General features: G+C 54.4%; 20 protein-coding genes and 1 pseudogene. 8 read left to right on the top strand and 13 right to left on the bottom strand.

The window, feature by feature from the left end; genetic code table 11:
* Positions 1-126 precede the first annotated feature (126 nt).
* On the bottom strand, positions 127-675 hold the full coding sequence (locus tag ACR8BN_RS19040) for a GNAT family N-acetyltransferase (protein WP_434747809.1): 549 nt from the start codon (positions 673-675) through the stop codon (positions 127-129).
* A gap of 410 nt (positions 676-1,085) precedes the next feature.
* On the opposite strand from ACR8BN_RS19040, the gene ACR8BN_RS19035 reads away from it, so the two are divergent.
* Complete coding sequence (locus tag ACR8BN_RS19035; protein ID WP_434747722.1) at positions 1,086-1,703, top strand: pyridoxamine 5'-phosphate oxidase family protein; 618 nt, start codon at positions 1,086-1,088, stop codon at positions 1,701-1,703.
* A 123-nt stretch (positions 1,704-1,826) separates the two neighbouring features.
* Here the strand turns inward: ACR8BN_RS19035 and ACR8BN_RS19030 are convergent.
* The 3 genes and pseudogenes from ACR8BN_RS19030 to ACR8BN_RS19020 form a co-directional block, all read right to left on the bottom strand.
* A pseudogene (locus tag ACR8BN_RS19030) lies at positions 1,827-2,219 on the bottom strand (VOC family protein).
* Positions 2,220-2,508: 289 nt separating this feature from the next.
* Positions 2,509-2,874, bottom strand: coding sequence for a type II toxin-antitoxin system PemK/MazF family toxin (locus ACR8BN_RS19025; protein WP_099257194.1), 366 nt, complete (start codon positions 2,872-2,874; stop codon positions 2,509-2,511).
* Positions 2,874-3,146 carry an AbrB/MazE/SpoVT family DNA-binding domain-containing protein gene (locus tag ACR8BN_RS19020; RefSeq protein ID WP_022624564.1) on the bottom strand — a complete coding sequence of 91 codons (273 nt, stop codon included), beginning with the start codon at positions 3,144-3,146 and terminating at the stop codon, positions 2,874-2,876. The genes ACR8BN_RS19025 and ACR8BN_RS19020 overlap by 1 nt, the downstream gene beginning before the upstream one ends.
* Before the next feature lie 152 nt (positions 3,147-3,298).
* Here ACR8BN_RS19020 and ACR8BN_RS19015 point away from each other — a divergent pair, with 152 nt between their 5' ends.
* On the top strand, positions 3,299-4,489 hold the full coding sequence (locus ACR8BN_RS19015) for an MFS transporter (RefSeq protein WP_434747721.1): 1,191 nt from the start codon (positions 3,299-3,301) through the stop codon (positions 4,487-4,489).
* Between the two features lie 112 nt (positions 4,490-4,601).
* On the top strand, positions 4,602-9,131 hold the full coding sequence (locus ACR8BN_RS19010) for an ATP-dependent helicase (RefSeq protein ID WP_434747808.1): 4,530 nt from the start codon (positions 4,602-4,604) through the stop codon (positions 9,129-9,131).
* On the opposite strand, the gene ACR8BN_RS19005 is transcribed toward ACR8BN_RS19010, so the two are convergent.
* Positions 9,096-10,043: a LysR family transcriptional regulator gene (locus ACR8BN_RS19005; protein ID WP_434747720.1), complete on the bottom strand. Its 948-nt coding sequence runs from the start codon at positions 10,041-10,043 to the stop codon at positions 9,096-9,098. The genes ACR8BN_RS19010 and ACR8BN_RS19005 overlap by 36 nt on opposite strands.
* A 95-nt stretch (positions 10,044-10,138) precedes the next feature.
* Between ACR8BN_RS19005 and ACR8BN_RS19000 the strand changes: the two genes are divergently transcribed.
* Positions 10,139-10,993, top strand: coding sequence for an aldo/keto reductase family oxidoreductase (locus tag ACR8BN_RS19000; protein WP_434747719.1), 855 nt, complete (start codon positions 10,139-10,141; stop codon positions 10,991-10,993).
* Between the two features lie 39 nt (positions 10,994-11,032).
* Here the strand turns inward: ACR8BN_RS19000 and ACR8BN_RS18995 are convergent, their stop codons facing one another.
* The 4 genes from ACR8BN_RS18995 to ACR8BN_RS18980 form a co-directional block, all read right to left on the bottom strand.
* Positions 11,033-12,532, bottom strand: coding sequence for an alpha/beta hydrolase (locus tag ACR8BN_RS18995; protein ID WP_434747718.1), 1,500 nt, complete (start codon positions 12,530-12,532; stop codon positions 11,033-11,035).
* A gap of 18 nt (positions 12,533-12,550) precedes the next feature.
* On the bottom strand, positions 12,551-13,111 hold the full coding sequence (pagP, locus tag ACR8BN_RS18990; RefSeq protein ID WP_010246837.1) for a lipid IV(A) palmitoyltransferase PagP: 561 nt from the start codon (positions 13,109-13,111) through the stop codon (positions 12,551-12,553).
* Between the two features lie 338 nt (positions 13,112-13,449).
* Positions 13,450-14,901 carry a sugar porter family MFS transporter gene (locus ACR8BN_RS18985; RefSeq protein ID WP_031591158.1) on the bottom strand — a complete coding sequence of 484 codons (1,452 nt, stop codon included), beginning with the start codon at positions 14,899-14,901 and terminating at the stop codon, positions 13,450-13,452.
* Between the two features lie 199 nt (positions 14,902-15,100).
* Positions 15,101-16,003 carry a LysR substrate-binding domain-containing protein gene (locus tag ACR8BN_RS18980; RefSeq protein WP_311975193.1) on the bottom strand — a complete coding sequence of 301 codons (903 nt, stop codon included), beginning with the start codon at positions 16,001-16,003 and terminating at the stop codon, positions 15,101-15,103.
* A gap of 197 nt (positions 16,004-16,200) precedes the next feature.
* Between ACR8BN_RS18980 and ACR8BN_RS18975 the strand changes: the two genes are divergently transcribed.
* From ACR8BN_RS18975 to ACR8BN_RS18960, 4 genes are read left to right on the top strand one after another with little or no spacing between them, the layout of a single operon-like run.
* Positions 16,201-16,950, top strand: coding sequence for an SDR family NAD(P)-dependent oxidoreductase (locus ACR8BN_RS18975; RefSeq protein WP_434747717.1), 750 nt, complete (start codon positions 16,201-16,203; stop codon positions 16,948-16,950).
* Positions 16,951-17,004: 54 nt separating this feature from the next.
* A complete protein-coding gene (locus ACR8BN_RS18970) occupies positions 17,005-18,303 on the top strand; it encodes an MFS transporter (protein ID WP_434747716.1) in 1,299 nt (432 codons plus the stop codon).
* 12 nt (positions 18,304-18,315) lie between these two features.
* Complete coding sequence (locus ACR8BN_RS18965) at positions 18,316-19,158, top strand: transketolase (RefSeq protein ID WP_434747715.1); 843 nt, start codon at positions 18,316-18,318, stop codon at positions 19,156-19,158.
* A gap of 1 nt (position 19,159) precedes the next feature.
* Entirely contained in the window at positions 19,160-20,170 is a 1,011-nt protein-coding gene (locus ACR8BN_RS18960; protein ID WP_031591166.1) for a transketolase family protein, read from the top strand.
* Between the two features lie 1,142 nt (positions 20,171-21,312).
* On the opposite strand, the gene ACR8BN_RS18955 is transcribed toward ACR8BN_RS18960, so the two are convergent.
* The 4 genes from ACR8BN_RS18955 to ACR8BN_RS18940 all read right to left on the bottom strand — a co-directional run bounded on the left by ACR8BN_RS18955 (position 21,313) and on the right by ACR8BN_RS18940 (position 26,475).
* Positions 21,313-22,284: a ParB family protein gene (locus tag ACR8BN_RS18955; protein WP_424998878.1), complete on the bottom strand. Its 972-nt coding sequence runs from the start codon at positions 22,282-22,284 to the stop codon at positions 21,313-21,315.
* 7 nt (positions 22,285-22,291) lie between these two features.
* Complete coding sequence (locus tag ACR8BN_RS18950; protein WP_031591167.1) at positions 22,292-23,491, bottom strand: AAA family ATPase; 1,200 nt, start codon at positions 23,489-23,491, stop codon at positions 22,292-22,294.
* 1,262 nt (positions 23,492-24,753) lie between these two features.
* Positions 24,754-25,194 (bottom strand): hypothetical protein, encoded by a 441-nt coding sequence (locus tag ACR8BN_RS18945; RefSeq protein ID WP_434747714.1) that lies wholly within the window; start codon positions 25,192-25,194, stop codon positions 24,754-24,756.
* Between the two features lie 351 nt (positions 25,195-25,545).
* Positions 25,546-26,475, bottom strand: coding sequence for a RepB family plasmid replication initiator protein (locus ACR8BN_RS18940; protein ID WP_010246820.1), 930 nt, complete (start codon positions 26,473-26,475; stop codon positions 25,546-25,548).

Raw genomic sequence — 26,475 nt, 5'->3', positions numbered from 1 at the left:
AAGGTGGCTAAAGTAATCCACACAGCGGAATGTTAATCGCGGGATAAGAGAGGATTTAAAGGGACCTGGCGCGAAAAGGTGGCGCAGCTTTCGCCACGCCTGAATCACAAACGGGAAAGATCATACTTATGCGGTAACGATGTTGCCAGCCGCAAGCCAGTCACGTCGTGTGAGGGTGTACATCAGGCTGGGAGGAAACCCCTCAGGATCGTCGACCTTTTTCAAAAAGGTCAGGCCCGCTTTTTCCAGTACCCGGCGCGAAGCCAGATGGTTTTCGCGCGTCACACCCGTAATGAGGCTCAGCCCGGCCTCTTCGAATCCGTAACGAATGGCTCTGCGGGAAAGCTCGGTGGCATACCCTTTTCCCCAGGCAGCAGGCTCAAACCGGTAACCGAGATTATTCGTCTGACGACCATCAAACTGGCTTCTGAAAACGCCCCCAAAACCAATGATTTTTTCCGGATGGGCTTTCTCAAATATCGTCCAGTCGCCAAAACCCTGTTCCTGATAGCTCTGTAATATGCGCTCTATGGCCTGAATGGCATACGTTCTGTCGGGCCATGGACCTCGCGGGTTAAATTTATGCGTTTCGGGGTCGCCATAAATTCTGAAGAGGTCGTCAAGATCCTCGCGAAGAGTATATCTGTAGAGCAGCCGCTCTGATTCCCAAACCATCCTGCGCTCCTTTTGGGTGCTGAATAAGCAATCTTTACTCTTTATATCAGCAACTTCGCCTGTCACCAACTCTGTTAATACTCTTAACGAACGGTGGCTAATTTCAGAGCACAAGCCGCGGTTTTCGTGCTCATCTGATTGCAAAATATGGATCTCTCATCAGAGGCTGTCACTACGTTGTGTTGTGCTTATGATATTGGTAAAGGGTGGATAGTGGTTGTCGCCCCAGGTAATAAGCTGTTTTAGCGGCACTAAGACGGATTCACCTGGGGCGATTGCCATAAAGGGTGGCGCACGGGTTCTGAATACGCTGCATGGGTGTTAAAGTGCTGCTTAAACTGGCGCGTCGGGTCTGTGTAGTCTCACCTTCAGCGTCATGAGGATCTGAATAGTGAAAGGAAAGTGCAAAAATGGCTGAACAGAGCAGCATTATTACTGAACTTACCGAACTTGTAGGTCTTTACGGCACGGTCGCCCGGCCCTCTGTCGCTAAGGTGGCCGATCATATTCATCCCGCTTATCGTCCGTTTATCGCCGCCTCGCCTTTTGTGGCGCTGGCAACGTCGGGGCCCGAGGGACTGGATGTTTCACCGCGCGGCGATCCGGCCGGATTTATCGAAATCGAAGATGACAAGACCCTGCTATTACCCGACAGACGCGGAAATAACCGCATCGACAGCCTGCGCAACATTCTGCATGACAATCGGGTAGCGCTGCTTTTTCTCATCCCTGGCATTGGCGAGACGTTGCGCGTGAACGGCACGGCAGCGATCAGTACCGACCCGGCGCTGCTAGAGCGCTTTGCCATCAACAATCAGCTGCCAAAAACCGTATTGCGCATCACTGTGGAGAGCGTTTTCTTTCAGTGCAGCCGGGCGATTATTCGCTCCGGATTATGGGATGCCGAAACGCAGATCTTACGGCAGTCGCTACCCAGCACCGGTTCCATCCTCAAACAGATTGCAGAAATTGATGGCGACGCCTACGACAAAGCGCTGCCTGATAGATTGAAGAACTCACTTTACTGATCGCCGTTCAGGGCCAGGATGCTTCACTTCATCCGGCGTGCCGATGAGTGAAGTACTTATACTTTCGGAACGGAGATCATCGTGCGCCTGCAGTCATGCCTCTAAGCGCAAACAGCGATAGCGTTACGCAAAGCTCTCCAGTATCTGCTTTGCATGCAGGTAGTCGTAAGAGGTCACTTCAATTTTATTATTACTGAGATCGCTGAAATAGACGGACATCGACACGTCGTGGTCACTGACGCTGAAAGGGATTTTCTTCTTACTGAGTACAGGTATAAGTTCGTTAAAAGACGAGGCAGCCACTCCGAAAGCCACCGTATGGCCTGGTGGATGAGATTTTCGCAGGAAAAGAGAGAGTTATGCTCTGTTATTCCTTATGACCAGCGGCCCACCCTGTTCAAACCAGAAGTACAGTGAAGGGTCGCGTTCAAAGCCCAGGATCTCTTTATACCACTTTTCTGCCTGTTCAATATTTTCAACGTAGAGATGGATATGATCAATCTCAGCTATCTTCATCATCTGGCTCCCTGATTGCTATTAACAGTGAGACTCGCCGACACGTTGTTGATAAACAACCCGCAAAGCACATAACAACACTCAACAGGAAATGGACAGAGAAGAGCGCAGTAAAGCGGCCCGGAGAGACAAAGCGCAGGCGAAGAGAGAGCGGATGTACGTCAGCTTAAACAGGCCCCATTTGGGGTTGCAACGCTTCCATCAGGTCACGCGATCACAATATGGACCTGATCTTTATGCATTTCAGGAATTTATAATTATTAAGTTTTAACTGTCAGACAGTGTTGATTTACCGCGGGTCGATAAGGTCTACGACTAAAGACAATATTTCATCCATAACATGTGGCTCAACTGTGGCGGCATAGCTTGCCTTGCGCGCAGTCAGGTCAAGCGAGCGCACCTGATAGCACAGCGCAACGCCGGTCACTTTGCCGGTATCTGTACTGTTACCGTCCAGATAAACAGTCACGCCCTGTGAGCGTGATGCGCCGCCGCCGCTTGTTACCGGTACGCACACTGCCGTTCCCAAAGCCGCAACCAACTCCCGCTGCGAAATAACAAGGTAATAATGCGGCCCTTTAAACTCTCGCCCTTCAACCGGATCGCCATTAACGTGCCAGATTTCGCCTTTCTGCGGCACTCTCCTTGAAACCATCAGATATGCTCCCTGCCCTGCGGCGCGTCGTTCAACCCGTCGGCGGCCTCTTCGTTATACTGTTGAATTTCCTGCTGATCGATACCGGCCAGCAACTGAGCAACTGTGCGGCGACCGCGTGGTACACGCGTTACCGGCACAATATTCACCGATTCGCCTTCTGCGGTGACGTCCAGCTCAATGCCGACGGTCCAGCCCGCTCTGGCAGCAATCTCGCTGGGGATAGTCAGCACGACCGCCCCGCCCTGCTGACGAAGTCTTGTTGAAGCCATATCTCCTCCCATGTGTGACTTAGTAACACAAACCTTACCACAGGGTGACACTAAGTCACACAGCAAAATAGGTTAAAGCAAAGATATTGCATTAAGGCACAGATAGCCGTATACCTTATTAAAAGCTAATACTTTGCATTAAGGTGATTTCCATGAATCCCACATTGACGCCTCAGGCTGCTGCCCGCACCACGCTTTTCAGTTTTACCGGTGCGGCGCTGATTTCCGCCACCAGCAGTGCGCCGACGCCGCTCTACCCGCTTTATCGCAGCCTGTTCCATCTGACGCCGACCATGCTGACGCTAATCTTTGGCGCGTATGCATTCGCGTTGCTGGCTGCGCTGCTGACGGTGGGTAAAGTGTCAGACTATACCGGCCGCCGTCCGCTGATGCTGCTTGCGCTGGCCATCAATGCGATCGCGCTGGTGATCTTTATGACTGCCAGTTCTGCTACCACCTTAATCGTTGCCCGACTGGTGCAGGGCTTTGCTACCGGTATTGCCTTGCCGACCTTTGGTGCCAGCCTGATTGACGCCAGTAAAACCCGCGGACCTCTGCTGAACTCGTTCACCGCCTTTCTGGGGATGACGCTGGGCACGCTGGCGGGCGGCATACTGGTCACCTTTGCGCCCTTTCCCACGGTGACGCTCTATGCGCTGCTGCTGATACTGATGCTGTTTGCCATGGCGCTGTTGCCGCTGATACCTGAAACCATTGCGCCTCAACCGGGTGTTCTGGCCGCACTGCGACCCCAGGTCAGCATACCGCGACGCGCACTGGGTCCGTTGTTAATGGTGACGCCGGTTAACGTCGCAACCTGGATGCTGGGCGGATTTTACCTTTCACTGATGCCCTCAATGGTGGCGAACGCAACCGGCCTGACATCGCCTTTTATCGGCGGCTCGATTGTGGCGACGCTGATGCTGAGCGCAACGGCAGCAGTATTTCTCTTCCGCCCGTTACCGCCTGCGCGGGCATTAGTTATCGGTACGCTGATGCTGATAGCGGGCGTCAGCGTCACGCTTACAGGCCTTTCTCTGCACAGCGTAGCCTGGCTCTATCTCGGCACCGCGATTGCGGGTCAGGGATTTGGATCGATTTTCTCCAGCGTGCTGAAGATCATTATGCAGTTAGCTGAAAGTCATGAACGCGCCGGACTGTTCTCCGCCTTTTTGATCAAAAGCTATCTCGCCTTTGCCCTGCCTGCGATTGCCGCCGGAATGGCAGCGCCCCATATCGGGCTGAACCAGACCGCCTGGTTCTATGGCATGACCATCATCGTGCTGGCACTGGTGTCGCTGCTGGCGATCAGGGGTCGCGCTTTAGCCGGAGCGGTCAGTTAACAAACCCACCCGACGCGGCCAGATATCTGCCGCGTCATCCACAAACGGTAATTTTCACATACACTCAACGGATTAATTTCAGGCGCAGTTGCTGCGTGATACCGTGAGTATGATGTCGAAATCCCAATCTGATGCGGTTTTAGCCCGGTTTTCATCCGCCACACGACGCTGGTTTTCTGCCACCTTCGCTGCACCCACGCCGGTGCAGCAGGCGGCATGGCAGGCGATAGCCAGCGGAGAACATGCGCTGGTGATCGCCCCGACCGGTTCAGGGAAGACGCTGGCGGCCTTCCTCACCGCCATCGACACGCTGTTTCAGTTCCGAACCAACCAGCCCTCACCCTCGCGTGAAACGACCACCCGCATACTCTATATTTCACCGGTTAAAGCGCTGGCCGCGGACGTACAGCGCAACCTTAATCTGCCGCTGGCGGGCGTTTACGCTGAGCGGCAGGCAACGAATGAGCCAGAGATCACTCTGAATATCGGAATGCGTTCCGGCGATACGCCCGGTGCAGAGCGCGCCAGGCTGGTGCGCCGCCCGCCCGATATCCTGATCACCACACCCGAGTCGCTGTTTCTGATGCTGACCTCAAAAGCGCGAACGACGCTGCAGGGCGTGACCACGGTCATCGTCGATGAGGTGCATGCGGTGGCGGGAACAAAGCGGGGTTCCCAGCTGGCATTGAGCCTGGAGCGGCTCGATGCGCTGCTGCCACAGCCCGCCCAGCGTATCGGGCTTTCCGCCACGGTACGGCCGGTTGAGCGGGTGGCCGCCTTCCTTGGCGGCTGTCAGCCCGTTCAGGTCGTTAATCCGGCCGCCGACCGGACGCTGCACCTGACCATCGAGGTGCCGGTCGAAGATATGACCGATATCGCCAGCGCCGATGATCTGACCGGTGAAGCCACCTCTGCCAGCGGTTCGATCTGGCCGCACATTGAAGCGCGCATTCTGCAGCAGGTCATGGCCCATCGCGCCACGCTGGTGTTTGTGAATTCGCGTGGCCTGGCAGAAAAGCTGACGGCGCGGCTCAATGCGCGTTATCTGGCGCAGCAGACAGCCGCTGGCGATCGGGATGCAGAACGCGACGACAGTGACGATCTTATTGCCCGCTCGCATCACGGTTCCGTCTCGAAAGAGCAGCGAGGCGAGATTGAAGCCGCACTGAAACTGGGCAGACTGCGCTGCGTGGTGGCGACTTCCAGTCTTGAACTGGGCATTGATATGGGGCCGGTGGATCTGGTGATCCAGGTGGGCGCACCGCTTTCAGTCGCCAGCGCACTGCAGCGGGTGGGACGCGCCGGGCATCAGGTCGGCGGCGTATCAACCGGCATCCTGTTTCCGCGCACCCGACGCGATCTGCTGGATTCGGCCGTCATATTGCAGTCAATGCGTGCGGGCCAGCTCGATGCGCTGGCTCCGCCGCGTAACCCGCTCGATATTCTGGCGCAGCAAACCCTGGCGGCCGTCGCAATGGATCCCTTACAGGTCGATGCGTGGTACGCGCAGGTCTGTCGGGCCGATCCGTTTCGCACTCTGTCGCGTCGGCTGTTTGATGCCACGCTCGATATGCTGGCGGGCAAGTTTCCCTCAGACGCCTTTGCTCAGCTACGGCCGCAGCTGGTGTGGGATCGTCAGAGCGGACTGCTGACGCCGCGACCCGGCGCTCAGCATCTGGCCGTGACCAGCGGCGGCACCATTCCCGATCGCGGCATGTTCAGCGTCATCCTGCCGGAAGGCGAAGAGCAGGCTGGCTCACGTCGTGTCGGTGAGCTGGATGAAGAGATGGTCTATGAGTCGCGGGTCAATGACATTATTACCCTGGGCGCAACGTCGTGGCGGATTCAGCAGATTACCCACGACCAGGTACTGGTGGTGCCTGCGCCAGGCCGTCCGGCTCGTCTGCCTTTCTGGCGCGGAGAAGGTGTGGGCCGCTCGGCCGATTCGGGTGCCAGCCTCGGGCTGTTTCTGCGTCATCTGGATGCGGCTTTACCGGCGGATGCGCAGGAGCAGTTGCGCGCGCTGGGGCTGGATGCCCGCGCAGTCACGAATCTGCTGGCTTTGCTGGCTGAACAACGCGCCGTCACCGGCGTACTGCCGGACGATCGCACGTTGCTGATTGAACGCTGTCGTGACGAAATCGGCGACTGGCGGGTGATCCTGCATTCGCCCTGGGGAAAGCGGGTCAATGCACCCTGGGCGCTGGCGATTGCCGCCCGAATCCAGCAACGCCTGGGCATTGATGCTTCTGTTGCGGCCAGCGATGACGGCATTGTGGCCCGCTTTCCCGCCAGCGAGGGAGTGTTACCCGGCGCTGACCTGTTTATGTTCGACGCTGACCAGTTGACCCGGGAAGTTACTGAGAGTGTCGGTCAGTCGGCGCTGTTTGCCGCCCGCTTCCGTGAATGTGCCTCACGCGCTCTGCTGCTGCCGAGGCGTAATCCGGGCAAACGATCGCCGCTCTGGCAGCAGCGGCTGCGCGCCGGTCAGTTGCTGGAAGTCGCACGACAGTATGACGATTTCCCCATCCTTATCGAAACTGCACGCGAATGTCTGCAGGATGTCTACGATCTGCCTGCCCTGCACCAGCTGATGGAACAGATAGCACAGGGGAAAGTAAAGCTGGTCGAGGTGACGACCGAACAGCCCTCCCCTTTTGCCGCGCCGCTGCTGTTTGGCTATGTTGCAGAGTTTATTTACGCCAGCGACGCCCCCCAGGCAGAACGGCGCGCCTCACTGCTGGCGCTCGACAGTAATCTGCTGGGTGAGCTACTCGGCCAGACCAGCAAGCGTGATTTGCTGGCACCTGACGTCGTTGAGCAGGTTGAACAGGAACTGCAGCGCATCGATTCCCGCTATCAGGCGCAGCACACCGAAGGCATTATCGATCTGCTGCGCGATCTTGGCCCGCTCCCGGCTGCCGGTATTGCGGCACGTTTCAGTGGCAACGGCCAGCAGATCGCGGAAGCCATGACGCAGTTCGCGGCCGTGCAGCGAATGATTCCGGTTACCCTCGCCGGTGAAGAGCGCTGGGCGATCATTGAAGATGCAGCCCGCCTGCGCGATGCACTGGCCGTTGTACTGCCTGACGATCTGCCCGAAACATTTCTGGAGCCGCAGGCCGATCCGCTACGCGATCTCATTAACCGCTACGCCCGAACCCATACCCTGTTCACTGCCCGACAGCTGGCCACGTATTTTGGTCTGGGTATCGCCATTGTGAATGAGGTGCTGCTTTCCCTGCATCAGCAGGGCAACCTGCTCAATATGGGTTCGCCAGAGGGCGCATCGGAAACGGAGTGGGTTTCCACAGAGATCTTCAAACGGTTACGCTTACGTTCACTGCAATCAGCACGTGAGGCAACCCGGCCTGTTCCACCTGCCGCCTGGATTAGTCTGCTGCTGGAGCGTCACGGTGTGCTTAACACGCAGCGTGAAGAGCATCAGGGTGTCAGCGGGCTGTTACGGGTGATTGAGCAACTTGCGGGCGTGCCGCTACCGGCATCGCTGTGGGAGTCACAAATCCTGCGCGCCAGGATAGCCGACTACCAGCCCGCGATGCTCGATGAACTGTTAGCCAGTGGCGAGGTTACCTGGTGCGGACACAAAGCCCTGGGTCAGAATGATGGGTTGATCTCACTGCACCTCACGGAATATGCCGCTGAAACACTGCCGGTGAATGACACTACGCAGCCTCTGACGCCGATTCAGCAGGCGACTCTCGACGCACTGAGCCGGGGTGGATCGTGGTTTGTTCATGAGATCATGGCACAGATGAACGAGGCAGAGACGCAAACCACCGATATTTATGCTGCCCTGTGGCAACTGGTGTGGCAGGGCTATGTCACTGCCGATAGCTGGATTGCGGTGCGTGGGCTGCTGACCACGCCAGGCGCGACCCGCTCACGTCCGGCGCGTACCCTGCGCACTCGTTTTGGTCAGCGCTTCACCCCGGGCGCACTTTCTGCACGCCGACCGGCGGTCAACACGCTGGCTGGTCGATGGTCGCGGGTTAACCGACTGGAGATAGCCCCTGCCCGGCTGGCCCTGTCGCTGGTGGAAAATCTTCTCGACCGTTATGGGGTGATCAGCCGGGGTAGCGCGATATCGGAACAGATCCCCGGCGGATTCCCGGCGTTACAGCCGATATTACGCAGCATGGAAGATGCCGGACGACTGCTGCGTGGCCGGTTTGTCGCTGGTGCGGGCGGTGCGCAGTTTGCCGACCATAACACCATTGAGCGGCTGCGGGAGCTGGCAGAAAAGCCGCTGACCGCGACAGAGACGGTGGCGCTGGCCGCACCGGACCCGGCGAATCCGTTTGGCGCGTTGCTGAGCTGGCCGCTCCACGCCAGCGGCATCCGCCCGACCCGCCGTCAGGGGGGACGCGTGGTGATTACAGGCGGCGCGCTGGTACTCTACCTGACGCCGGGAGGCAAAGAGTTGCTGACATTCATCGACGATCCCGCGCTGCAGCAGGTCGCGGTGGCGGCACTGGGCCTGGCGCTGAAACGTGAAAAGCCCGCGAGTTTCACGCTGGAGAAGGTAGATGGTGAACCGGTGTCGCAGTCACCGCTGCTTAACGCGTTGCGACATGCCGGATTTTCACGGGTGCCGCAGGGGCTCAGCTGGTATAGCTGAGGTTTTTTCGCGCCCGTTTTTTTCGCGCACAAAGTCGATAAACGCCTGAAGCGGGGCAGGAATCAGGCGGCGATCGTTGTAGTAAAGCCACGGACCGGAGAAAGTCAGCCACCAGGGTTGCAGCAGCGGTTCCAGCCTGCCGCTGTCGAGGGCTGGCCTGAGCCACTCGTCAAACAGATATATCACGCCGCTTCCGGCGATGGCCGCCTCCACCGCCAGATCCATTGCGCCACCGACCGAAACCACCAGCGGCCCGCTGGTTTCAACGCTGATCTCTTCGCCCTCGTGGCTGAAGGTCCAGTCAGCCATGATGCCGCTGGCATAACGGCCACGCAGACAGCGATGATTGATCAGGTCGCGCGGATGTTCCGGCCGTCCATGTTCTGCCAGATAAGCCGGAGAAGCCGCCAGCGCGAACCGTTGCTGTCTGGGGCCAATGGGCATCGCCACCATATCCTGCTCCAGCCGCTCATCATAACGAATCCCGGCGTCACAACCGTCACGAAAGACATCCTGCACGCTGCTCTCCGCCACAATTTCCAGCCGGATGTCGGGATAATGCTGCAAAAATTCCGGCACCAGCGCGGGCAGCACCAGCCGCGTAGCACTGACCGGCACATTCAGCCGCAGCGTGCCACCAGGGGTGTTACGGTAGCGATTCACCGCATCCAGCGCGGCGTTAACTTCATTGATCGCGGGCAGCAGACGTTCCATCAGCGCCCTGCCTGCTTCGGTTAATACCACGGTGCGGGTGGTACGGTGAAACAGACGAATACCCAGCTGTTGTTCCGCCCGTCGTACCGCATCGCTCAGGCGTGACGCATTGCTGCCGGTGACGCGTGCCGCTTCCCTAAATCCCCCCGCTTTTGCCACCGCCACGACGGCATCCAGCAGCGCCATATCGATCGCCATTGTGCATCACCCCGTACAGTCTGTCCTGATTTTACCGGATAGTTGCACAGCTGAATCACCGTTACAATTGATCTACATTCACGCAGGAGGTTTTCATGTCAAACATCACCATGACTTTTACGTTAGGCGATCGTGAAGTTAACCGTATTGGCTACGGCGCTATGCAACTGGCCGGGCCGGGCGTGTTTGGCCCGGTAAAAGATGAAGCCCGGGCAATTCAGGTTTTGCGCGACGCTATCGCGGCAGGTGTTAATCATATCGACACCAGCGACTTTTATGGCCCGCACGAAACCAACCAGCTGATTAAAAAGGCGCTCCATCCCTATCCGCAGGATCTCTGCATTGTCACCAAAGTGGGTGCCCGCCGCGACGCCAAAGGCGGCTGGCTGGCGGCGATGGAGCCAGAGGCGCTGACGCAGGCAGTTGAAGATAACCTGCGCAACCTGGGGCTGGATGTGATTGAGGTGGTGAACCTGCGCAGTATGTTGCATCCGGCCAGGCCGAAAGAAGGCTCTCTGAAGCCACAACTGGAGGCGCTGCTGGCGTCACAGGCGCGCGGACTGATTCGCCATATTGGCCTGAGTAACGTTACCGCCACGCAGATCGCAGAAGCTCAGGCGATGACGCCGATTGTCTGCGTGCAGAATATGTATAACCTGGCGCATCGACAGGATGATGAGCTGGTGGATCAGCTGGCGCAGCAGGGAATTGCTTATGTGCCGTTCTTCCCGCTGGGCGGCTTCTCTCCGTTGCAGTCGGATCAGCTTAATGAAGTGGCTGCATCCCTGAATGCCACGCCGATGCAGGTCGCACTCGCATGGCTGCTGCGGCGATCGCCCAATATTTTACTTATTCCAGGCACCTCTTCCCCGGAACATCTTAAAGAGAACCTTGCCAGCGGCAGCCTGGAACTGTCGGATGAGGTGATGGAAAAGCTGAACGCTATTTAACATCAGGCCCGCACGATGCGGGCCTGATGCTGTACTGATTCAGAAACTGCTGAGGCAGGCCGCAAGTTGCGGCTTGTCGCTACAACTGATGTGGTGATCGATTCGGTTAATCATATAAGGATAAAACGGGTTAGAGGTGGCGCGCATAATCGAGTCCAGCCCGACAATCAGCACCGCACTCTCACCGCGTAGTGATAAAGTACCAAAACTGATACCAAACTCATTCTTCTTCACGGGCGCACTGCCATATAACCCATCCTCAGCCGGAAACGGAATCGCAACGTGCGACAGCGAGTAGAGACCCGCCGGATAGGCAATTGACAGCGGCTGAATCCGTTCCTGCATCTCTCCGGCGGGAACGCTTTTTGTCACCATCTCCAGCGAGGTGGTGGTGGCATTGGTGATCACCGTGGATGAGTAATTCCGACGCGCCGCAGGCAACAGCTGATTAACCGCAGTATATGAGGAGTGGCGGAATAACGGACTGACGCTGACCGCCTGATTGATATCGAACAGCACCAGTTCGCTGCCGTTCACTGGCAGATAGTTATAGAGCGCGCGGATGACCGATGGCGTACTGACGGTGGAATCCATGACCGACTGAAAGGTCAGCACGGGCGGGAAACCGGAGAGCTGCTGATTACGCGCGTATTGCAGGATCTCTTTCTGCAGCGCCTGCGTCAGCAAATAGGTCTGCCGGGCAGCGTGAACCGGAAAAGAGTTATATTTAAACGGATTAAACTCCGGTACGATATTCAGCCAGGCCGTTTTCGAGAAGGCAGGGAAAACAGAGGGCAGCCCGGCAACACCTGCGAACCGGGCAAAACGAGTCACACCGATCATCGGCGATAACAGAATCAATTGCTGCGGACGACGCAGCGTTTGATCGCCCAGGCTGTCGAGCGCATATTTTACCGCCAGCGCTCCACCGTTCGAGAAACCCACCAGATGCAGCGGCGTCTGCTTGCCCGCCAGCCGGGTCGCTTCCCGCACCGCCAGGCGTGTAGCGGCCATCCAGTCCTGCCAGTCAACATCGGTCAGACCCGCAGGCACCGTACCGTGACCCGGTAACCGTATCGCCACTGCCACATAACCCTGCTGACGGTAAGCCTCTGCCACATGCCGCAGACTGTAAGGACTGTCGGTCAGTCCATGCAACAGCACCACCGCACCGCGCGGCGTGCCCGTCGGTTGCAGAATATAGGAACGGTTCCAGTCCTGCGCAAAATGCCCCGGATAGATCATGCTGCCAGCATAGTATCGGTTGAGTGGTGTTTTTTCTTCCGCATCCAGCCGGTCGCTGACCTGCTGCTTCATCTCGTCAAATAGATGATTTTCGGCCTTGAGGTAGTCGGCATACGTCGCATTATCGAGCTGTTCCACTGTCAGTTCATGCGGGACCCAGGTGTGCCAGCGATGTAACTCCGGCCCGCGCTCTGCTTCATAGATTCGGACAATCAGTAGCAGCAGTAACAGTACTCCAGACGCAATCGCAAGGCGCCAGAGCCTGCGGGTGATGGTTTTCCATCTCCGGCTCATAAATCCTTTCCTGAAAAATTAAAATGCATAGCGAAACCACGCGAACAGCACGTTGCCATTATTGTACGTGCCCGGAATATAGGTGAACTGTACATTCAGCGCCTTATAACCGGCAGAGAACAGCGGCAGAATAATCGGTAGCGGAATATAGTTACCAAAATCTTCACGTGCGGTGATACCCGCGGTTAATCCCGCGCCAAGACGAAAGTCCTGATTCGAACCTGGATACCAGCCCTTCTCCCAGCCATAACCGACAATCGGTTGCCACTCATTGTGTGAGTCTTTGAAAGCCATTGCATAAAGCGCGCTCCAGTTGCCGCTGTCGCTGTAGCGGGAAATGCCCAGACCGCCTCCCCAGGGATTCTCGTTATAGTTATCGGTTTTTTCTTTGTCGTACATAAAGCGGGCGTGCCAGCTGATAAATGGCAGGTAGAGATCGGTATGCTGAGGCGCGTTCCAGGTCTGCGCAACATCGTCAGTGAATCCATTCCACCAGGAGGAGATTGGTGTGTTTTCAGCATGCAATGGCGCAGCAGTCAGCAATGCGGCAAAAACTGCCGTCGTGGTTGAAATTTTCATAGTGCGTACCGGTCAGCGTGCGGAGCAGATGAAAAATGAGTATAGCGCAGAGCCTGAGGCAATCTTTGTCAGCGGTCATGCTTCGCTTAACCGGTAGTTTCTGAAGACAACAACGACCGATCATTAAACAGGGTCTGGCGATTTCAGCCTGAAATCGCCAGACCCTGTATGGAAATTAATCGGGGAAAAATGGCTGATTACAGTGAATGTTGTCGTATAGGACTTAATGAGGACAAGGACCGGGAAAATGCGGTGCAATAGTAAGTAAGAAGATAACGAGGTAAGGAGGTAAGGAGGTAAAACCGGATTCAGCCGGTGGGCTGAATCCGGTGGGAGACTCAGGAGGCTTCAGCCTCTTTCGGCTTTTCACCGAACTTCTCTTTCATGTGTGACTCAATCTCTTCCAGGCTTTTGCCCCGCGTCTCCGGCACCATCGCCATCACGAAGATTAGCGACCCGACGTTAATCGCGGCAAAGATGAAGAAGGTGGTGCTGCCGGCATATTCCATTATCGGTGGAAAACCAAAGGCGACTATCGCGTTAAAGATCCACTGTAGTGAGACAGCGCCGCCGGTTAACACGCCGCGCAACTGCATCGGGAACAGTTCCGACATCATCAGCCAGTAGACCGGCGAGATGCACATCTGCATGCAGAACAGGAACAGCAGAATGCAGCCCAGAGCGAGGTAGCTCTGCATCAGGCTGGGAGCGATAAAGGTCATCACGCTGCCCAGCATAATCTGCGAAGCGACCACCAGACACAGGCCGGTAATCAGCATCGTCCGGCGCGGGAAGCGACTGACCGCCCAGATACCGACAATCGCCGCCACCACTGAGACCACGCCGTTACCGATGGTCGCGGCAATCGACGCGCTGGTGCCAAGTCCGGTCTGTTTAAGGATGATCGGGGTGTAATACATAAAACCATTTACCCCGGTGAACTGGGCAACAAAGCCCAGCCCGACGCCGATAACCATCAGGCGAATCACCCACTTCTCACGGATCAGGGTTTTCGCATCCGGCCCACGTTCTGCTGCCCTCGCCTGCTTCTTCATCTGCGCCATCTCATGGCGCACTTCACGCGGCGTTTCACGCAGGTACTTCAGGATCTTTTTAGCCTCTTTCAGACGCCCTTCCGCCACCAGCCAGTGTGGTGAGGCGGGAACGAAGAACGTGCCGATAAACAGTAAAAGCCCCGGCACCATGGCAATTGCCAGCATGTAGCGCCACAGGTGCTCATCATGCAGCAGATAGCTCAGCAGCGTACTGGCAACATAAGCAATGAGCTGTCCGGTAACGATCATCAGCTCATTGCGGCTGACCAGCGGCGCACGCAGGCGCGGTCCGGCAATTTCGGCGATAAACACCGGCACGGTAGAAGAACCGCCGCCGACAGCAATCCCCAGCAGGAAGCGCATTGCCACCATGACGTTGACAGAAGGCGCCAGCGCTGTTCCCAGTGAACCCAGCACAAAAATAACCGCCAGGCTGCGTAGGGTAATACGCCGGCCAAACCGGTCAGAGAAGAAACCACTCAGGAAAGAACCGATCGCGGCACCAAACACCAGCGAAGAGGCTACCAGCCCTTCAGTGAATGAGTTCAGTCCAAGTCCACCCTGATCGGGTGGTGAGGTCATATAAGGTAACGCACCCGAGATAATCCCGGTGTCATAACCAAAAGCCAGCGCGCCCATAGTGGCAACCAGTACCACTAAAAAAATGCGCTGGCGTACCGTATCCGCAGGCGCGTGATCGCCCGCTTCACCAGAGTCTGGTGTATTCGTACTCATAATATCCCTGCCATTAATTAGTTAAACATCCGTTTGATTAAATTTCATACGGAATAGAAATGGATCATATTTACCGAGTGGGTAAAGAAGTGTAGACGGTATTTAAAAGTTAGCTTTAGCAATGCGATTTTTATAACGGGGATAGTTAACCTGAGAAATAAACCAGCGCAATAATGACGCCGCGAAAGTTATTTTAACATTAGCTTAACACTTTTAGTTCCTGCTGGATCCAGCTCAGGAAATGCGCGACGCGGGGAAACTGGGCAAATCCACGCGGGAAGACCAGATGATGGGCGCTAACGGGCAGACTCTCCTGTTCGGATAAGACTCTGACCAGTTTTCCGCTGCGCAGATAATCCTCCGCCAGCAATTCACTTTCAAATATAAGACCGTGGCCTAACATCGCCGCCTCAAGACTCATATAAGAGCGATCGAAGCGAAATAACCACTCTTTATCCGGCTGAGGTAATTGCTGAGAAGCAAACCACTGCGGCCACTGAATAAGCGGCGACTCCGATAATATCAGCGCATGATGAATTAAATCAGCGGCCTGATTAACAGGATGCTTTTTCAGATATTCAGGCGAGGCCAGCACCGACATTCTTTCGTGGCGGATCGTTTTAATCTCGAATGAGTTCCAGTCCGGAAATCCATGGCGTATCGCAATATCAATATTGTCGCGGCTGAAAGATAAATTCTCATAAGAGCAGGAGAGCGTGAGCTGGAACTCAGGATAGCTGTCGCGAAATTTATGGATGCGCGGCAACAGCCACAGCAGACCGAAACTGGGCGCGCAGTGGATCCTGAGGTTGCTGCGGGCTTTCTCGTTACTGATGCGTGCAGTCGCCTGCGTCAGACTCAGCAGTATCGGACCAATCTCCCTGAGGTAATGCTCACCCGACAGCGTCAGCACTACGCCCTTTGCCGAACGATTAAACAGAATACAGCCCAGTTCACGCTCCAGTTTTGCCAGCTGATGACTGGCCGCCGAAGGCGTAATACTTAATTCCTCGGCCGCACGCGCGACATTACCAAAATGGGCCACCTGCTCAAAAACCCGCAGTGATTTAATCGAAGGTAAGTGATCAGACTGCTTTTCCATCCGCCTCTCCACACTGGAATTTTGTGATATGTGTCCATTTTTAAATCGCAGAATTGTTAACTGCATCAAACCAACAAATTCATTCAGCATCAAATGAATTTTTTTGCATTGCCAATATTAGCCGCTTTATCAATTCTGATCGTGACCCTGCCGGTAGCGATACCGAACCACTAATAATTATTTTTCTGGAGTGGACAATGTTACTCGAAAATAAAGTTGCGATTATTACAGGTGCCGCCTCTCAGCGCGGCATTGGCCGGGCCACAGCCGCCTGTTTTGCTCAGCATGGCGCGCGCGTGGTAGTGCTCGATTTAGATCTGCAGGCCGCCCAGGCCAGCGCACTGTCTTGTGGTGACGGGCATCTCGGCCTGGCCACCGATGTGACCGATCCCCTCTCTGTTCGTCGGGCCATCGACCAGGTCTTTGAGCACTTCGGCCGTATTGATGTGCTGGTCAATAATGCAGGTATTACTCAGCCGGTTAAAACACTGGAAATCGGCATCGAGGATTACAACCGTATTCTTGATGTCAATCTGCGCGGCACGCTGCTGATGTCTCAGGCGGTGATCCCCACCATGCAGCAGCAGAAAGGCGGCAGCATCGTCTGCCTGTCCTCGGTCTCAGCACAGCGCGGCGGCGGGATTTTCGGTGGCCCGCACTACAGTGCCGCTAAAGCGGGCGTTCTGGGCCTGACAAAAGCGATGGCGCGCGAATTTGGCCCTGACCAGATACGCATTAATGCCCTGACGCCCGGTCTGATCCAGACTGACATCACTGGTGGCCTGTTACAGGATGAACGCCGCCACGCCATTCTCGATGGGATACCGCTCGGCCGCCTTGGGTCCGCCAGTGACGTCGCCAACGCTGCGCTGTTCCTCGCCAGCGATCTCTCCGGTTATCTCACCGGCATCACGCTGGATGTGAACGGCGGCATGCTGATCCATTAAATAGCGCCCTTCCCTGCCCGCACGCCTGGCGGGCTAACTTCGGGAGTGAACACCATGACCACGCTTAACCTGAGCGCAGCCTCTGCTGCGCGCGATATCACCTATCGCAAAATTGCCTGGCGCCTGATGCCCTGGCTGATGCTCTGTTATCTCTGCGCCTATCTTGATCGCGTCAATGTGGGCTTCGCTAAATTACAGATGATGGATGACCTGTCACTCAGCGAAACCGTGTATGGACTGGGTGCCGGGATATTTTTTATCGGCTACTTCTTCTTTGAGGTGCCGAGTAACCTGATCCTGCACCGTGTCGGCGCACGCCGCTGGATTGCCCGCATTATGATCACATGGGGAATCATCTCAGCCCTGTTCGCCTTTGTAGAAACCGCATGGCAGTTCTACCTGCTGCGCTTTCTGCTCGGCGTCGCCGAGGCCGGTCTTGCGCCTGGTCTGTTGCTCTACCTGACCTACTGGTTTCCATCACATCGTCGCGCACGTATGACCGTGCTCTGGTTTGTCGCCATTCCGCTCTCAGGGATGATTGGCGGCCCGCTCTCAGGCTGGATTATGGCGACCTTTGCAGGCTTTCACGGATGGGCAGGCTGGCAGTGGATGTTTATGCTTGAAGCTATCCCCACCCTTGTTATGGGATTAGTGGTACTGCTGGTGCTGAAGGATCGCGTTGAACAGGCAGAGTGGCTGGATGAAGATGAGAAACGCCGGGTGCGTGCCGATCTGGACGAGGATAATCAGCAGAAAGCCTGTCATGGCACGGTAAAAGCCTTTGTCGCCGACCGTCGTCTGTGGCTGCTGGCGCTGATCTACTTCTGTGTGGTGATGGGTCAGTACGCCCTGACGTTCTGGTTACCGACGCTGGTGAGAAACTCAGGCGTCAGTGAGCCACTGCATATTGGGCTGCTGACCAGTCTGCCCTACCTCTGCGCCATTATCTTTATGCTGCTGGCCGGACGCAGTGGCGATCGCTATCGTGAACGCCGCTGGCATCTGATTGTTCCGATGCTGATCGGACTCACCGGACTGACGCTGGCAACTCTGCTGAGCCATAGCGTCCCCCTGTCACTGCTCTCCCTCTGTATTGCCGCTGCGGGCATTCTTTCCGCCTCATCACTGTTCTGGATGTTGCCGACCAATCTGTTAGGTGGCGTCTCTGCCGCCGCAGGCATCGCCGCCGTGAACTGCATTGCTAATCTGGCCGGTTTTTTCTCACCGTGGCTGATAGGCACCATCACCACCGCAACCGGTACGCCCGCTTCCGGAATGTACTTTATTGCTGCCGTCCTGCTGGGTGGCGCGATATGCGTGCTGCGCATCCGGGCAGCGGACGTTAATCGTTAATCAGGAGGAAACATGACTGACCCTCGTCACATTTCATACGAGATTTCATTGCAGCAACGAGCCACCAATATTCGCCGCCATGCCTTATTAATGGGGCAGATTCAGGGGCAGGGATACATCGGTCAGGCGCTGGGTGCCGCCGATTTGCTTGCTGTCAGCTATTTCCACGCCATGAATTACCGCCCGGATCAACCTGAGTGGGAAGAGCGCGATCGCTTCTATCTGTCGATTGGCCATTACGCTATCGCCCTTTACGCCGCCCTGCTGGAAGCAGGCGTGATACCTGAAGAGGAGAGGGAAACCTATGGGACTGATGAGAGCCGCTTGCCGATGTCCGGCATGGCCGCCTATACCCCAGGCATGGAAATTACCGGCGGTTCACTGGGACATGGGTTAGGTATTGCTGTGGGTACCTGTCTTGGGCTGAAGCAGAAAGGCTCGCAGGCACGAGTCTATAACCTGCTTTCAGATGGTGAACTGAATGAAGGCTCTACCTGGGAAGCGGCAATGTCCGCCTCACACTGGCAACTTGATAACCTGATCGCCCTTATCGACGTCAACAATCAGCAGGCTGACGGCCATAGCAGTGAGATTCTCGCTTTTGAACCCATTGTGGATCGCTGGCAGGCTTTTGGCTGGTACACCCAGCGGGTTGATGGCAACGATATCTCTGCTTTGCAGGCCGCCTTTGATGCGGCTCGCAGCTGGCCCGAACCCCAGCCGCGCGTCATCATTTGCGATACCCGAATGGGCAAAGGCGTGCCGTTTCTGGAAAGTCGTGAGAAAACCCACTTTATTCGGGTTGATGCCGATGAGTGGGACAAAGCCCTGACCGCACTTGAGCAAGGAGTATGAGATGAGTTCACAACCGCAAAAAAAACGTCTGACCACATCCGCCATGATCGCCTCGATCGCCGCTGAAGGTCAGCCCACGGTTTCAGCTCCTTTTGGGCATGCTCTGGTTTCTCTGGCAGAGCAGCGCTCAGATGTGGTCGGGCTGACGGCTGATTTAAGTAAATACACCGATCTGCACCTGTTCGCAGAGGCTTTTCCGAAACGCTTTTATCAGATGGGCATGGCGGAACAGTTACTGATGAGCGCCGCAGCGGGTATGGCGCGCGAAGGCTTTATGCCCTTTGTCACCACGTATGCCGTCTTTGCTTCCCGCCGCGCTTATGATTTTATCTGCATGGCTATCGCAGAAGAGAATCTGAACGTTAAAATCGCCTGCGCGCTGCCGGGCCTGACCACCGGTTATGGACCAAGTCATCAGGCGACTGATGACCTGGCAATCTTCCGGGGCATGCCGAACCTGACTATCATCGATCCCTGCGATGCACTGGAGATTAGCCAGGTAATACCGGCTATTGCTGAACATCAGGGTCCGGTCTATTTGCGCCTGCTGCGCGGTAAGGTTCCGCTGGTGCTGGATAAATATGACTATCGCTATCAGCACGGTAAGGCTCAGCGCCTGCGAGGCGGTAAGCATGCCGTCATTATCAGCAGCGGATTGATGACCATGCGCGCGCTTGAAGCCGCTGAAACGCTGGAGAAGCAGGGGATTGAGGTAGGTGTGGTTCACTCACCCATGATTAAGCCTCTGGATGAAGAGACCATCCTGCGTGAGGCGGGGGAAGCACTGCATCATCACCAGCTGGTTATCACCGCTGAAAATCATTCGATAACGGGTGGATTAGGCGAAGCTATTGCCGGCCTGTTAATGCGAAACCATGTGACGCCTCGCTTTAAACAGATTGCTCTGCCGGATGCTTTCCTTGCAGCAGGTGCACTACCGACGCTGCATGACCGTTATGGCATCTCAACTGATGCCATGGTTAAGCAAATAACCGCCTGGCTTGAAGCCTGATTCATATCAAAACCGGGCCTGGCCCGGTTTTCTTCTGCATAGGTTCGGTACTGCCGTGGAAGATCATCATTGCATTACGTCACTTCACAACGGTCTGATTACTGATTGCAGTGGTCAGCACTCTCTGCGCATCAGCAACTACGCTGTATGCCGATAACAGCCACTGATCACCCGGTTCACTGCCATATAGCCGTTATTTGTCGCCATTCACTGTAAACAGCAGTGCATTGAGCCATCGCCTTTTATCAGTTGGCCCGATAGGGGTTCTTCATCCGTAAGCCGCCGATTTCATCTGCTTTACCCAATGCAATGAATCTGATGCCATGCAACTACCTTTCCGTTATGACCAGACTGTGACAATCTTTTTCCACTGATCAGGATTCCAGGGTAGTCAAAGCCAAAGCTGCGTCTTCTGGTGCACCTCTTCAAAAAAAATTTTATCGCACGTTAAAAGTTATCCACTTTTTCTGTGGATAAGTGAGGGATAGTTTCTGAGTATCTTTTTTCAGTCTCTGTTCAGGACTTTAATGTCCGTGAGATACGCCTCTTTTCTGATCTTATCTGTTATCCCACAGTAGTGAAACGAAGGAGCTATTAGCTGCAGGCATGGCGATTTCAGGCTGAAATTCTTTAATCTTTTATATTAAAAACAATCAGTTAATCATGAAATATCACTGGCGGGCTAATGCATGGAGAAAGGCTAAGCAGAGGGATTAGCGGAGTGCGTGAAGGCGGTACGCTGTGACTGAGGTTTAGCAAGGTTGATTGGTCACTAATGAACCAGCCCCGAAAAATCATTACTTGCAATATTCTGACCGTCGGATGCGCGCTGGCGGCGATCAGATTGAACAACGACAACATCAGACGAAAAGCGTTAACTCTGTTTGTAGTGACCTGGGGGATTTGGAGGCGGCATCGGTATGTGGCGAAATAGTTCGGCGAAATGGCGATTTCATGCGGTTTTTCAGCAAGACGCAATAAATTATATTATTAATTTTCAATAACTTAATTAAATAACAACCCTCAAAAAGCTGGCGATTTCAGCCTGAAATCTGGGTGTCCGCCATCTCTTTTAACGACGATTCGCTAAAAAATCAAAAAAAAGCCAGCGTTCATCGCTGGCTGATTTGAGTGCGGATATGTTAACGGTTGAGATATTTTTTCAGGGTCTCCGCAATAACTTTATCCAGCTCTTCCTGCAACTCTTTCGACTGCCGGTTAAATTCATAACTGAACATCCGTCCGCGTACCTTTTTGCGTGCGAAGCGATCTTTATCAGCAAAAGACCAGAGCGCAGTCGCCTGGGTTTTATCTTTTTCAGGTTCTTTGATCAGAGTCTGGCTGCCCTGTCGAATCAGACGCAGGATATGATTTTTAAGCTCGTCCTCGGCCAGACCTTCACGGGCACAGACCACATCAATTTCCCTGGAAATAGACTTGATCAAAGCTTCGACGCTTTGCCCGGACTCACTTAACTTGTCAGCTGCCTGTAACAACGCTTTATAGTCGGGATAGGTCAGCTCGGCGTGATTAGGAAAAAGTGAAATCAAATCTGACGGAACGCTGGCGGCCTGCAGGGCACGCGTCACTTTTGCCTGTGATAAGCCCTGATTTTCAGCAATCTCTTTCTGCGACAAACCGCCATCTTTAAGCGTTAAAAGACGCATCCCCACTTCGCGCAGATTGTGTTCCCGTGCCGTCTGAATATCCTGCGCCAGTCGGCGAGCTTCATCAGCGGTAATGGCCGCGTCAGTGATCAGCACGTCCAGGCCGGTTTTGCAGTAGAGTGCGGCTGCCCGACGACGTGAGCCGTCGAGGATTTCGATGCGGTCTTCGCGCATCACGCCAATAGCGGGAAAGAACTGCTGCAGCTTAATGGTCCGGATAATGTCGCGCAGTGAATCGGGTGTCAGGCCTGCCTGATCGCGACCGTTGGTTTCCATTGTGACAAATGTTTTGCTTTCAACGTCGCTGGCGGCAATGCGTTCAAAACGAAACAGGGCGCGTTTGCCTGTTGCCAGAACGAATGTCTGGTTGTGCTGGCTGTCTGGCGTGTCATTTTCCAGTGGAGTCTGGCTGAAGGTTCTGCCAATCGTAATTCTTTTTGCACTCATACAAACCTCAGTTCAGGCGAATAAATTCGATACGGTCGAAGACGGCTTTTGCAAAGTCTTCTGCGGCGGATCGTGCATTCTTCAACGCTTCGCTGCTGCCGACATAGGTCGAAGGATTGGCGGAGATAACCGTATCAAAGGATTCGCCACAACGTTCGAAACCATCAAGGCGGGGAAGGGCAGCATCAAGCATGTCGCCACCAAAAATCTCTTTTGCCAGGCTATGACAGAGTTTGTGGTCTGCTTTATTGGAGAGCTTCGACATGAAGCCAATATTGCCCTGCAGCCGACAGGTCGCGCCGGAGTCTTCGATAATCGCAATCAGTTCCGGAAGACGTGTCAGGTATTTTAGTGTCGAGTGAAAGTCCACCTGAGCCGGTGGCACCGGAGTCATCAACAGATCTGACGCTGCAATCGCATTCTTCAGGAAAGCATCAAGATGCGGGCCGCTGTCGATAAAGATAAAGTCATAATCTTTTTTCAGTTTGGCAATAACGTTGTCGTACAACACGGCATGAACGTTCTGTTGCGGAAGATGCTCAGCACAAAGCTGATCCCAGCTTGAGGCGATAAAGGCGTCATCAATCGAGGCAGGCAGCACATCCACACCCGGAATGATAGACGGAACAATAAACTCGTTGACCAGCTCATCTCGTGAGACATTCTGTAGCATTGCCTGTGCCGCAGTCGCTTCCACCAGCCCGACGGAGCGCTCGTGGTTCAGAAACATCGTTGCTGAGGACTGAGGATCAAGGTCGATAACCAGGATGCGCAAATCTTCAAAAAGCAGATGGGGATGTGCACGTAGCGCATGTGCCAGCGAGACGGTTGAAACTGTTTTGGAGACACCGCCCTTCAGATTGCCGACAAACAGGGTGTAAGCATCCGTGTGGCGATCGCGATACTTGGGCACGCCACGATGATGATAGATATCGATAATATTCTGAATCGACATGGCGTATTTAACGGAAGAACCGGCCGCACGTTTATCAAATTGATAACCGCTCTCTTCCATCTCATTAACTGCGTAATCCACACTGGCCCGGGTCAGTTTGGGCAACTTTGCCAGCGCCGCTTTGGCATAGACCTGATAGTAGGTATTTTCATGCAGTTCCTGCTTTTGCGCCTGAATTTGCTCGGTGAGGCTTAACAGCATGCGTTCTGAACGCTGCGCAACCTTCATCACCTGCTTGTCATCATTAGCCATAGTTGCTCCAAACATGTAGGATTTATGACTTTATACAGAAATCCTGCACGTGAGGCAATAAATTATCTTCTCAACATAATCTCCGTTTTTATGTAACCGCACGGGTTGTGGTGAGCTTCATCACATTATTTCGTCTTGTCGAATATATTTTGCAGGTGAATTGCGGTCGGCATTCACTGTAATCAGCAGAACATTCACTGTAGTGAGCAAACAGGTTTAAAAAATCATCAGACAAACCGGGTACAGTAAGCGGGAAAGGGGAGAACTCAGGAGACAGCCCCGGCGACATCAAACGTTCACTGTAGTCAGTAAAGCTTGTGTCTCATCCGGTGACCTTATGGAGCAGGCGAATGAGCTATGGATACAGTTTTAAACGGATTTTCAGGCAGTAGTTGCAGATGGCTTGACTGATCTTTGCCACTGCATCACTTCAACATTCACTATAGTCAGTGGCGTTTTACGTTTTCAGCTCTGTGAAGAGCAACGTTCACTGTAATCAGTAAACTTGCCGATCAGCGGTCAGAAGAGGGAGCAGGGCAGAGTAAACGTTCACTGTAGTCAGTAAGGATGGGTTGAAAAATCCTCAGCGGATGATAAAAGCATCGGAATCTGGAGAGGGAATATACACCGGCAACGTCACAACCGACTCTGGTCTGCGATACAGAAGCGTACCGCCCATTAACGTTCACTGTAATCAGTAAATCCAGAAAGCAGTAAACATTCACTATAGTCAGTAACAACACTAGTGGAAGAGGGATGAGAAGGAGAATAGCCACACAAACATTCACTGTAGTCAGTAGTTAGCAGTAAGTAGACAGAAGCGATTCTGTTCTGCATCAGGGCGTGCCGACAGGGTCGTAATATGATTCAGTAGTTAGCAGTGAGAAGACAGAGGCGATTCCGTTCTGCATCAGTGTGTGCCGAGTGGTCGTGAAAGACTCAGGCCATGCGAGCAACGGCTTCATCTGTCGCCCTACAGGCAGTCATGCACCAGCCCCGTATACATTCGCAATGCCGTCAGCAGTCTCAGTTTCACTTTAACGTTCACTATAATCAGTGAGTGCACGATGCCTTCAGCTACACCGCAGCAAACATTCACTGTAATCAGCAGAACGTTCACTGTAATCAGTAGGACTTCAGCATACCGCCATGGCGGTAATGACATGCCTCAGACCGGGCATCTTGCAACAACATTCACTGTAATCAGTAGCGATTCGGAAAGCCGTTGAAGGAAACTCACCAGACTGCGAGAATTGTGCCCATCAGCAAACATTCACTGTAATCAGTAACAGTGTCACGCGCTCCTTCTGCTCCTTCTGGTCCTTCTGGTCCTTCTGGTCCTTCTGCTCCTTCTGGTCCTTCTGGTCCTTCTGCTCCTTCTGGTCCTTCTGGTCCTTCTGGTCCTTCTGCTCCTTCTGGTCCTTCTGGTCCTTCTGCTCCTTCTGGTCCTTCTGCTCCTTCTGCTCCTTCTGGTCCTTCTGCTCCTTCTGGTCCTTCTGCTCCTTCTGGTCCTTCTGCTCCTTCTGCTCCTTCTGCTCCTTCTGCTCCTTCTGCTCCTTCTGGTCCTTCTGCTCCTTCTGGTCCTTCTGGTCATAAGTATCATCTGATACACGCTGAACAGACCCATCACGGTAAAGCGCATCAGACCCTGATTTGCTGTTCAGCCGGTAATGCTCTTTGAGAACAGGGCAGAGCAAGGGCATTCACTATAGTCAGTATAAAGGATTCACTGTAATCAGCAGAAAGGGGCTTAGCCAACCGGATTCAGGGCATTCACTGTAATCAGTAAAGCCGGTATAAGTGAGTGCTAACCAGTACGAGAGTAAGTACTAACTTACTTACAAAGCCTTATAATATTGCACGCAGAAGGGAGAGGGGGATGAAAACACTTTTGCGCAGCGGCCCGGATACTGATTACAGTGAACGTTACTGATCTCAGTGAATGCCTGGAGAATACTGATTACAGTGAACGAAGTGCAGATGGCGCAATGTCACCGGTAACGCAAAAAGTGACACTGCCACGCAGGAATACTGATTACAGTGAACGTGAGGGGTTAATCATCAAACTCGATCTCATCCAGCGAATCGATGCTCTCCAGATTACTGATGCCATCAAGCTTAGGCGTACGGCTGTGGATAATAAAAAAGACTGAGCGTCCACGCTTCACTTCTGAGTAATCCAGATAACCGATCTCTTTCAGCTGCTCCATCGCGCGCCGTACGACATGGTTCTGCGTGGTGGTCTTAGAGCCGAGGTTCAGGCGCATACGCAGGCGTGCAAGCGAGATAGGCGCCGGATTGGTTGGCAGGCTCTCCAGGAAGGTGTAAAGCGCCTGTGCAGACTCTTTACGCTTCAGACGGGATATCGCACGGAGCTGAAGCAGGACCTTGTGGTCGAAGTTATAGAGTTCGAACAGCTTGGGGTCGGCCTGGATGCGCACAATATCTTTTTCGCGATCGTAATAAGCAGACTGAACAAGGTGGGTATGATACGCCTTACCGTTACCTTCAAAAGAGAGTGTATTGGTCGCGATGCGGCGCAGAGAGGCATCAAGACGCTTACGCAGGGCGGCTGAAGAGTTGGCAGAGGGAATGCCACACATCTTCACAAAGTCGATAAACGGCAGCGTGACGGTATCGCCTTTGGTCGGGTAGCGGGAAAAAGATTGAATAATACCCGCCCAGGTTTTGAAATCGTTATCCATATCCAGCCGCGCGCCGGTAATGGTAATCTTTTCGTAGCCTTCCGCTTTCACCAGCGTCAGATTCTTCAGCTCTTTCGTCGCATCCGTTGATGCCATAGCACCGGATTTACCGCGTGCAGTAGATTTCAGCGTCGGCACGAACAGCCCAAGACGCATTAAAGCGACAGGCTGAACGGTATTATTCTTGTTGGGATGAAGCTGAATAACTTCACCACTGTTTTTTGTCACTGACAGAAAAGGTTCAAGTAACGCTTTGTTTTCGTTGTCTTTATCTGCCAT

Source organism: Pantoea sp. Lu_F5_004 (assembly GCF_051136245.1).
GTDB classification, from domain to species: Bacteria; Pseudomonadota; Gammaproteobacteria; order Enterobacterales; family Enterobacteriaceae; genus Pantoea; species Pantoea agglomerans.
Note: the sequence above shows the minus strand (reverse complement) of the source record. Positions and strands in the feature narration are given on the sequence as shown.

Bases quoted from the DNA above. Each gene is read 5' to 3' on its own strand.
- ACR8BN_RS19040 (WP_434747809.1), bottom strand. From the start codon at position 675: ATGGTTTGGGAATCAGAGCGGCTGCTCTACAGATATACTCTTCGCGAG.
- ACR8BN_RS19035 (WP_434747722.1), top strand. From the start codon at position 1,086: ATGGCTGAACAGAGCAGCATTATTACTGAACTTACCGAACTTGTAGGT.
- ACR8BN_RS19025 (WP_099257194.1), bottom strand. From the start codon at position 2,874: ATGGTTTCAAGGAGAGTGCCGCAGAAAGGCGAAATCTGGCACGTTAAT.
- ACR8BN_RS19020 (WP_022624564.1), bottom strand. From the start codon at position 3,146: ATGGCTTCAACAAGACTTCGTCAGCAGGGCGGGGCGGTCGTGCTGACT.
- ACR8BN_RS19015 (WP_434747721.1), top strand. From the start codon at position 3,299: ATGAATCCCACATTGACGCCTCAGGCTGCTGCCCGCACCACGCTTTTC.
- ACR8BN_RS19010 (WP_434747808.1), top strand. From the start codon at position 4,602: ATGTCGAAATCCCAATCTGATGCGGTTTTAGCCCGGTTTTCATCCGCC.
- ACR8BN_RS19005 (WP_434747720.1), bottom strand. From the start codon at position 10,043: ATGGCGATCGATATGGCGCTGCTGGATGCCGTCGTGGCGGTGGCAAAA.
- ACR8BN_RS19000 (WP_434747719.1), top strand. From the start codon at position 10,139: ATGTCAAACATCACCATGACTTTTACGTTAGGCGATCGTGAAGTTAAC.
- ACR8BN_RS18995 (WP_434747718.1), bottom strand. From the start codon at position 12,532: ATGAGCCGGAGATGGAAAACCATCACCCGCAGGCTCTGGCGCCTTGCG.
- pagP (WP_010246837.1), bottom strand. From the start codon at position 13,111: ATGAAAATTTCAACCACGACGGCAGTTTTTGCCGCATTGCTGACTGCT.
- ACR8BN_RS18985 (WP_031591158.1), bottom strand. From the start codon at position 14,901: ATGAGTACGAATACACCAGACTCTGGTGAAGCGGGCGATCACGCGCCT.
- ACR8BN_RS18980 (WP_311975193.1), bottom strand. From the start codon at position 16,003: ATGGAAAAGCAGTCTGATCACTTACCTTCGATTAAATCACTGCGGGTT.
- ACR8BN_RS18975 (WP_434747717.1), top strand. From the start codon at position 16,201: ATGTTACTCGAAAATAAAGTTGCGATTATTACAGGTGCCGCCTCTCAG.
- ACR8BN_RS18970 (WP_434747716.1), top strand. From the start codon at position 17,005: ATGACCACGCTTAACCTGAGCGCAGCCTCTGCTGCGCGCGATATCACC.
- ACR8BN_RS18965 (WP_434747715.1), top strand. From the start codon at position 18,316: ATGACTGACCCTCGTCACATTTCATACGAGATTTCATTGCAGCAACGA.
- ACR8BN_RS18960 (WP_031591166.1), top strand. From the start codon at position 19,160: ATGAGTTCACAACCGCAAAAAAAACGTCTGACCACATCCGCCATGATC.
- ACR8BN_RS18955 (WP_424998878.1), bottom strand. From the start codon at position 22,284: ATGAGTGCAAAAAGAATTACGATTGGCAGAACCTTCAGCCAGACTCCA.
- ACR8BN_RS18950 (WP_031591167.1), bottom strand. From the start codon at position 23,491: ATGGCTAATGATGACAAGCAGGTGATGAAGGTTGCGCAGCGTTCAGAA.
- ACR8BN_RS18945 (WP_434747714.1), bottom strand. From the start codon at position 25,194: ATGCCCTTGCTCTGCCCTGTTCTCAAAGAGCATTACCGGCTGAACAGC.
- ACR8BN_RS18940 (WP_010246820.1), bottom strand. From the start codon at position 26,475: ATGGCAGATAAAGACAACGAAAACAAAGCGTTACTTGAACCTTTTCTG.